This window comes from Spirillospora sp. NPDC029432 (assembly GCF_040703975.1).
Taxonomy (GTDB): domain Bacteria; phylum Actinomycetota; class Actinomycetes; order Streptosporangiales; family Streptosporangiaceae; genus Spirillospora.
Map to the genome: position 1 here is coordinate 1 of NZ_JBEZWH010000135.1, position 8071 is coordinate 8071.

Below are 8071 nucleotides of genomic sequence, written 5' to 3' on the forward strand. Positions count from 1 at the left end.
GGCGCGGTCGGCGGCGGCGCCCGCGAGCGCGGCCGCCAGCGCCGACAGCCGCACGGCGGCCGCGTCCGCCAGCGGCGCGGCGAGCACGTCCAGGCCGATCTCGTCGAGGTAGCCGGTGGTCGCGCCGCCGGCCAGGAACGCCGGCTCGGCGAGCGTGCGCGCGAGCAGGTCCCGGTTGGTGGTCACGCCGTGCACGCGCGCCGCCGCGAGCGCGGCGCGCAGCCGGCGGGCGGCGGCCGCGCGGGTGGGCTCGTACGCGATGAGCTTGGCCAGCATCGGGTCGTAGTGGACGCCGATCTCGCCGCCGCTCTCCACCCCGCTGTCGAGTCGCAGCCCGTACCCGGCGGGGACGTCGAACTCGGCGTCCACCCCGGGGACCTCGAAGGCGTGCAGCGTCCCGCTGCCCGGCCGCCAGCCGGCGGCGGGGTCCTCGGCGTACAGCCGCACCTCGATCGCGTGCCCGCGCGGTTCCGGCGGCGTCGGCCCCGGCAGCGGCGCGCCCTCGGCGACCTCGATCTGCAGCCGGACCAGGTCGAGGCCGTACACGCACTCGGTCACCGGGTGCTCGACCTGGAGGCGGGTGTTGACCTCCAGGAAGTGGAAGCGCCCGTCGCCGCCGAGCATGAACTCGACCGTTCCGGCGCCGGTGTAGCCGATCGCGCGGGCCGCGTCCACGGCGGCGCGGCACAGCTCCGCGCGCAGCGCGCCGTCCACGGCGGGCGACGGCGCCTCCTCGATGATCTTCTGGTGGCGGCGCTGGATGGAGCAGTCGCGCTCGCCGAGCGCCCAGACCGTCCCGTGCGCGTCGGCCATCAGCTGGACCTCGACGTGCCGCGCGCCCTCCAGCAGCGGCTCGCAGAACACCGCCGGGTCGCCGAACGCCGCCTGCGCCTCCCGGTGCGCCGCCGCCACCGCCGCGGGCAGCTCGGCGAGCGTGCGGACGGCGCGCATGCCGCGCCCGCCGCCGCCCGCCGACGCCTTCACCAGGATCGGCAGGTCGGCCTCGGTGACGGCGTCCGGATCGAGCTCGGGCAGCACCGGCACGCCCGCCGCCGCCATCAGCTTCTTGGCCTCGATCTTGGAGCCCATCGCCTCGATCGCCGCGGGCGGCGGCCCGACCCAGGTCAGCCCCGCCTCGATCACCGCCCGCGCGAACGCCGCGTTCTCCGACAGGAACCCGTACCCCGGGTGGACCGCGTCCGCGCCGGCCGCCCGCGCGGCCGCGATGACCAGGTCGCCGCGCAGGTAGGTGCCGGCGGGCGCGGCGCCCGGCAGCCGCACCGCCGCGTCCGCCTCCGCCGCGTGCGGCGCCTCCGGCCCGTCGGCGTCGGAGAACACCGCGACGGTCCCGATGCCGAGATCGCGGCAGGTGCGGAAGACGCGGCGCGCGATCTCGCCGCGGTTGGCCACCAGCAGTCTGTCGATCATTCGTTCCTCGCTCACGGGCGGCCTCACATCCGGAAGACGCCGAAGCCGTCGGCGCCGCGTACGGGGGCGTTGTGCACGACCGACAGGCAGAACCCCAGCACGGTGCGGGTGTCGCGCGGGTCGATGACGCCGTCGTCGTACAGCCGCCCCGACAGGAAGTACGGCAGCGACTCGGCCTCGATCTGGTTCTCCACCATCTCGCGCATCGCGCGGTCCTGGTCCTCGTCGTAATCCTGCCCGCGGGCCGCCGCGGCCTGCCGGGCCACGATCGACAGCACCCCGGCGAGCTGCTGCGGCCCCATCACGGCCGACTTGGCGCTCGGCCAGGTGAACAGGAACCGCGGGTCGTACGCCCGGCCGCACATGCCGTAGTTGCCCGCCCCGTACGAGGCGCCCATGACGACCGTCAGATGCGGCACCTTGCTGTTCGCCACCGCGTTGATCATCAGGGCGCCGTGCTTGATGATCCCCGCCTGCTCGTACTCCTTGCCGACCATGTAGCCGGTCGTGTTGTGCAGGAAAAGCAGGGGCGTGTCGCTCTGGTTGGCCAGCTGGATGAACTGCGCCGCCTTCTGCGCCTCCTCGCCGAACAGCACGCCCTGCGCGTTCGCCAGGATCCCGATCGGGTAGCCGTGCAGCCGCGCCCACCCGGTGACCAGGCTCGTCCCGTACAGCGGCTTGAACTCGTCGAACTCCGAGCCGTCCACGATCCGGGCGACGACCTCGCGCGGATCGAACGGGATCTTCAGGTCCTCGGGGACGATCCCGGCCAGCTCCTCCGCGTCGTACAGCGGCTCCCGGTACCCGACGGCGGGCGCGGGCCCCTGCTTGCGGTGGTTGAGCCGGGCGACGATCCGCCGGCCGAGCCGGATCGCGTCCGCCTCGTCCACCGCCATGTGGTCGGCCAGCCCCGACGAGCGGGCGTGCATCTCCGCGCCGCCCAGCTCCTCGTCGCCGGCGTCCTCGCCGGTGGCCATCTTCACCAGCGGCGGCCCGCCGAGGAACACCTTGGCGCGCTCCTTCACCATGACGACGTGGTCGCACATCCCCGGGATGTACGCGCCGCCCGCGGTGGAGTTCCCGAACACCAGCGCGATCGTGGGGATCCCCGCCGCCGACAGCCGCGTCAGGTCGCGGAACAGCCGCCCGCCCGGAATGAAGATCTCCTTCTGGGTGGGCAGGTCGGCACCGCCGGACTCGACCAGGTTGATCACCGGCAGCCGGTTCTCGAAGGCGATGTCGGTGGCCCGGAACGTCTTCTTGACCGTCCACGGGTTGCTCGACCCGCCGCGGACGGTCGGATCGTTCGCGATGATCACGCATTCGACGCCCTCGACCACCCCGATCCCGGTCACCACGCTGGCACCGACGGGGAAGTCGCTCCCCCACGCCGCCAGCGGGCTCAGCTCCAGGAACGGCGAGTCCGGATCCAGCAGCAGCTCGATCCGCTCCCGCGCCAGCATCTTGCCGCGCCTGCGATGCCGCTCGACGTACTTCTCGCCGCCGCCCAGCAGCGCCTTGGCGTGCTCGTCCTCCAGCCCGCCGAGCTTGGCGAGCATGGCCGCGCGCCGCTCCTCGTACTCCGGACCGCGGACGTCCAGCGTGCTCTTCAGGGTCACCGTGCTCAGCGTCAAAGGACGGCCTCCGGAACGTCGACGAGGCGGGACCGCAGCCACTCCCCCAGGGCCTTGCCCTGCGGATCGAACCGGGTCGACGCCGAGACTCCCTCCTGCAGCAGCCCTTCGACGACGAAGTTGACCGCGCGGAGGTTGGGCAGAACGTGGCGCGTGACGGGGAGCCCGCGCGTCTCCGGCAGGAGCGCGTTGAGCCGTTCGGCGGTGAGGAAGGCGGCGAGCCAGCGCCACTGCTCACCGGTACGGGCCCAGACCCCGATGTTGGCGTCGCCCCCCTTGTCGCCGCTGCGGGCCCCGGCGACCCGGCCCAGCGGAACACGAACGGTGGGGGCGTCCGCGAAGGGGTTTGGCTCTTCTCCGTGGTGGAGGCTTCCACCTGAGGGAACGGGGCCTCCACCCGAAGGTTGGGCGTCTGTGAAGCCGGTGGGGCCTTCCCGCGTGGCGGGGGTGGTCGTGGAGGGGTTTTCCACAGATCGGGCGGGGTCTACCGCTGCCTGACCTGGGAGGTTGACAATGGTACTGGGGTCGCCCCCCTGGGCGGGCGGCACAGGCGTGGCCGTCGCATGGGCGCCCGCGACCGCGCGGCGCGTGCCGTCCGGCAGCACGGCGACCTGCTGGATCTCCGCGTTCACCACGTACGCCGGCTTGTACACCCCGTACGGGCTCGCCTTGCCCGGCGGGGAGGTCATCGTGAAGCCGGGGTAGGCGGCCAGCGCCAGCTCCACCACCGCGCCGCTGAACGCCCGGCCCACCCGTTCCGGATCCGGGTCCAGTACGGCGCACCGGAGCAGGGCCGTGGCCTCGCCCTGCGTCTCCGGGTCCTCCTTCGGCGTGCCGACCAGCGTCCACTCGACCTTCGCCGGCCGCGCCCCGCCCATGGCCTCCTCAAGCCGGGCACGCGCGAAGTCCGCCTTGGCCTCGATGTCGAGGCCGGTGAGCACGAACGTCATCTCGTTCCGGTGGCCGCCCAGGTGGTTGAGGCACACCTTGGTGGTCTCGGGCGGGGGCGACCCCCTGGTCCCGGCGATCCGTACGCGGTCGGGCCCGGCGGCCTCCAGCTCGATCGTGTCGAACCATGTCGTCACGTCGGGTCCCGCGTAGGCCGGCCCGCCGATCTCGTACAGCAGCTGCGCCGTGACCGTCTCCACGGTGACGGCTCCGCCGGTGCCGTCGTGCTTGGTGATGACGCAGGAGCCGTCCGCCTCGATCTCGGCCAGCGGAAAGCCCGGTGCCTTTACGTTGTAGATTTCTTGAAAGAACGCGTAGTTGCCGCCGGTCGCCTGGGCCCCGCACTCCAGCACGTGGCCCGCCACGGTCGCGCCCGCCAGCGCGTCCCAGTCGTCCCTCGCCCACCCGAAGCGGGCCGCGGCCGGCCCGACGACCAGCGACGCGTCGGTCACCCGGCCGGTCACCACGATGTCCGCGCCGGCGTCCAGGCACTCGGCGATCCCCCACGCGCCCAGGTAGGCGTTGGCGGTCAGCGGCGCGCCGTACCGGTCGTGGTGCAGCCCCAGCTCCTTCGCGCGCGGCAGCAGGTCGTCGCCCTCCACGTGAGCGATCCGCACCTCCACGCCCAGCCGGTCCGCCAGCTCCCGCAGCCTGGCCGCCAGGCCCGCCGGGTTGAGCCCGCCCGCGTTGGTGACGATCTTCGTCCCGCGTTCGGCGGCCAGCCCGAGGCACTCCTCCATCTGGCGCAGGAACGTGGCCGCGTACCCGGCGTCCGGATCCTTCAGCCTGCCCCGGCCGAGGATGAGCATGGTCAGCTCGGCGAGGTAGTCCCCGGTCAGGACGTCCAGCGGCCCGCCGTCCAGCATCTCCCGCACGGCCGAGAAGCGGTCGCCGTAGAAGCCTGAGGCGTTGCCGATCCGCAGCGCTGTCATGGCCTGCACACTAGCCAGCCGCGCCCGAAAAAATCAATCACGCATGCTTGTTTTCTGGACGCCCCGTTTGCTTGACTGGTCATTCCACCGAGCCGAGGAGACCATGACCTCCCAGACCTCCCAGACCTCCCAGACCTCTGAGACCACCCAGCCACCGCAGAGCGCCCAGCCCACCCGCGAGCCGCGCCAGGACCGCAGCCGCGCCACCCGCGCACGGCTCCTCGAGGCCGCCATCGGCTGCCTGGCCGCCCGTGGCTGGTCCGGTACGACGGTCGCCGTCGTCGCCGAGGAGGCCGGTGTCTCCCGCGGCGCCGCCCAGCACCACTTCCGCACCCGAGAAGAACTGGTCACCGCCGCCGTCGAGTACGGCACCGAGACCCGCATGGAGCGGATGCGCGAGCACCTGGACGCCCTCGCCGGCCGCCGCCCGTCCACGCTCGACGTGCTGACCCTCCTCGGCGAGATGTACACCAGCCCGCTGTTCCGTGCCGCCCTCCAGCTCTGGGTCGCCGCAAGCTCCGACGCGCAGCTGCGCGCCCAGGTCGTCCCCCTGGAGGCCAAGGTCGGCCGCGAGGCCCACCGCCTCACGGTCGAGGCCCTCGGCGCGGACGAGACCGTCCCCGGCGTACGGGAGAGCGTCCAGGCGACCCTCGACCTCGTCCGCGGCCTCGGCCTGGCCGACCTGCTCACCGACGACTCGGCCCGCCGCTCCCGCCTCCTCCGCCAGTGGGCCGTCACCCTCGACCACGCCCTCCGCCCCTAATAACCTCCGACGCGGTGAGGCTGGCGCCGTGCTCCAGGACTTCGAGCCGCGCCGGATGAACGGACGACCAGCCGAGCGGCTCCCGCGCGCCAACACCGGAGACGGGCCCGCCGAAGCCGTAGACGGCGGCCACGAACGGGCTGCGTAGTGCCCGGCGGCCTGGTCCGGAGGCAGCGAGGGCCGTGGGGAGGCCCAGGCCCCGGACGATCGTCTCCGCGAATGCTCTTCAGGGTGACGCCGCTCTTCCGCGCGGTGGCGATGAGCATGGGGAGGAACCCATGGTCGTCATCGCCGCCACACCGACGCTCCGCGAGCGCGACCTGGCCAAGGCCGAGGCGCTGACCGACGTCCCGGCCGAGGCGCTCCGGCGGCGCGACGCTCCCGGCCGCCAGGCGGGGCCTGGCCGCCCAGATCGGTTGGGCCGTCTTCCACCCGCCACACAGGCCTGGATCGACAACCCGTCACAGGACCTGGAGTGGAGGCGCATCTCCTCCAAGCCTGCGCCGATTAACACACACCCCACACGAAGGCCCACCAGCAGAAGATCTCACAGGGAGCGCGCCGGAGGCACGACCTCGCCCGTGACGCTGGCCGCCTCCAGCCGGATGACGGTGGGGCCACGCTCGCACTCCCAGGTGGTGACGTTGGCGAACGTCGTCCCGCCGTCCCGCCAGAGTCCGCCGTCGTGGTGGATGTGCCCGAACAGGTGCAGCCTCGGACGCACCCGCCGTACCCGCTCCAGCAGGTCCGCGCAGCCGTGCCGCCCCGGGAGGGCGCCCGCGTCACCGATGCCGAGCGGAGGGCAGTGCGTGACGAGGACGTCGACCCCCTCGGGGATCATGGCCCATTTCTCCGCCAGGGGACGGCCGCGCGGCAGGTTGAACGCCCACTCGTTGAACTCAGGCTGCCAGGGGCTGCCCCAGAACCTCACCCCCGTCGACCTCGGTACCGCCGTCCTCCAGGTAGCGGATACCGCGGTCGGCCAGGACGGCGCGAGCCCGGCCGGGATCGTCCAGGAACATCCAGTCGTGGTTGCCGGCGACAACGATCTTCGTTCGGTGCGGGAGGTCGTGCATCCAGTCCGCGGCGTCCCGGAGTTCCCCGAGGTCCTTCCCGCGCCGGCACAGGTCGCCCGCGTGCACGAGGACATCGCCCTCGGGAACGACGAGTTCATCATGAAAGGTGTGGGTGTCGGCCACCGCCACGATGCGCACCCCAGGAGGCTACCGCTCCCGATCATCAGACCGGATGCGTACGAGAAGATCGAACCCATGGAACGCTCGCACGGAACATCCGAGCAGATGCACCTGCTCCTCGTCGAATACACCGGGACGGAACAGGCCGCCGAACCATACTTCCGCGACCACGCCGCCTACCTGGAACGGCACCACCGCGCCGGAACGTTCCTCGTCTCGGGCCAGACCGTCCCCACCGACGTGGGTGGCGCCATCATCGCCCACGGCGTGGACCGCGCCGAGATCGAACGGATCACGTCCGAGGACCCCTTCGTCCAGGCCGGCGTCGCGGCGTACCGCATCGTCACGATCACCCCGGGCCGCCGGCACCCCGCCCTGAAGGCGCTCACCTGACACCCGACGCCCCGGTCGCGAACGCGGACAGGCACTGACCTGCATCCGCAGTACCGTGAGGCCATGTACGTCGTCGCCCACGTAGCCGTCTCCGTCGAAGGCTCCACCACCGGTTTCGAGCCGGACATGCGCCGTTTCTACGAGCTCGCGAGCACGTTCAAGGAAGACGTCACCCTCGTCGGAGCGGACACGATCCTCGCGCAGGAGGAGGCTCTGGCATCGGCGCCGCAACCCGGCCCCGCCCCCGCCGGCCCGCTCCTCGCCATCGTGGACGGCCGCGGCCGCGTCAGCGAATGGGAGTCCCTGCGGAACGCGGGGCACTGGTCGGACGTGCTCGCACTCCACACCATGACGACTCCTCCACGTCCGCCCGGCCGTACCGTACGCGAGCTGATCGTCGGCCGGGAACGCGTCGACCTGGCCGAAGCCATCGACGTCCTTGGACGCAACCACGGCGCGAATGTCATCCGGGTCGACAGCGGAGGAGCCTTGATCGGCGCCCTCCTGAAGGAAGGCCTCCTGGACGAGGTAAGCCTCCTCGTCCACCCATGCCTAGCCGGAGCACGCGGCCGCCACTTCTGGTACGGAACAGAGCCTGCATCGGTCGCCGACCTGCAACTCACCACATCCGAGTCCTTCGACGGCGGCCTGGTCTGGCTCCGCTATCGAGTACACCCCGCAGAATGAAGAAGGCCCCGCCATCACTGGCGGGGCCTTCCCCTAATAAATGTCCGGCGGTGTCCTACTCTCCCACACAGTCTCCCATGCAGTACCATC

8 protein-coding genes are annotated in these 8071 nt (G+C 72.2%); 3 read left to right on the forward strand and 5 right to left on the reverse strand.

The window, feature by feature from the left end:
- From AB0881_RS41345 to AB0881_RS41355, 3 genes are all read right to left on the reverse strand, one after another.
- The coding region (locus AB0881_RS41345; RefSeq protein ID WP_366626373.1) for a biotin carboxylase N-terminal domain-containing protein at positions 1-1428 on the reverse strand (1428 nt) is incomplete at its 3' end.
- Positions 1429-1451: 23 nt separating this feature from the next.
- Entirely contained in the window at positions 1452-2987 is a 1536-nt protein-coding gene (locus AB0881_RS41350) for a carboxyl transferase domain-containing protein (protein WP_366626380.1), read from the reverse strand.
- Between the two features lie 71 nt (positions 2988-3058).
- Positions 3059-4942 (reverse strand): acyclic terpene utilization AtuA family protein, encoded by a 1884-nt coding sequence (locus AB0881_RS41355; RefSeq protein WP_366626374.1) that lies wholly within the window; start codon positions 4940-4942, stop codon positions 3059-3061.
- Between the two features lie 103 nt (positions 4943-5045).
- Here AB0881_RS41355 and AB0881_RS41360 point away from each other — a divergent pair, with 103 nt between their 5' ends.
- Positions 5046-5705 carry a TetR/AcrR family transcriptional regulator gene (locus tag AB0881_RS41360; protein ID WP_366626375.1) on the forward strand — a complete coding sequence of 220 codons (660 nt, stop codon included), beginning with the start codon at positions 5046-5048 and terminating at the stop codon, positions 5703-5705.
- A 547-nt stretch (positions 5706-6252) separates the two neighbouring features.
- Here AB0881_RS41360 and AB0881_RS41365 read toward each other — a convergent pair.
- Both AB0881_RS41365 and AB0881_RS41370 read right to left on the reverse strand, forming a co-directional pair.
- Complete coding sequence (locus AB0881_RS41365) at positions 6253-6636, reverse strand: hypothetical protein (protein WP_366626376.1); 384 nt, start codon at positions 6634-6636, stop codon at positions 6253-6255.
- Entirely contained in the window at positions 6605-6919 is a 315-nt protein-coding gene (locus tag AB0881_RS41370) for a metallophosphoesterase (protein WP_366626377.1), read from the reverse strand. The genes AB0881_RS41365 and AB0881_RS41370 overlap by 32 nt, the downstream gene beginning before the upstream one ends.
- Before the next feature lie 57 nt (positions 6920-6976).
- On the opposite strand from AB0881_RS41370, the gene AB0881_RS41375 reads away from it, so the two are divergent.
- Positions 6977-7294 carry a YciI family protein gene (locus tag AB0881_RS41375; protein WP_366626378.1) on the forward strand — a complete coding sequence of 106 codons (318 nt, stop codon included), beginning with the start codon at positions 6977-6979 and terminating at the stop codon, positions 7292-7294.
- 63 nt (positions 7295-7357) lie between these two features.
- Positions 7358-7981, forward strand: coding sequence for a dihydrofolate reductase family protein (locus AB0881_RS41380; protein WP_366626379.1), 624 nt, complete (start codon positions 7358-7360; stop codon positions 7979-7981).
- Positions 7982-8071: the final 90 nt, after the last annotated feature.

Coding starts and splice junctions, on each gene's coding strand:
- AB0881_RS41360 (WP_366626375.1), top strand. CDS start 5,046: ATGACCTCCCAGACCTCCCAGACCTCCCAGACCTCTGAGACCACCCAG.
- AB0881_RS41355 (WP_366626374.1), bottom strand. CDS start 4,942: ATGACAGCGCTGCGGATCGGCAACGCCTCAGGCTTCTACGGCGACCGC.
- AB0881_RS41350 (WP_366626380.1), bottom strand. CDS start 2,987: ATGCTCGCCAAGCTCGGCGGGCTGGAGGACGAGCACGCCAAGGCGCTG.
- AB0881_RS41380 (WP_366626379.1), top strand. CDS start 7,358: ATGTACGTCGTCGCCCACGTAGCCGTCTCCGTCGAAGGCTCCACCACC.
- AB0881_RS41375 (WP_366626378.1), top strand. CDS start 6,977: ATGGAACGCTCGCACGGAACATCCGAGCAGATGCACCTGCTCCTCGTC.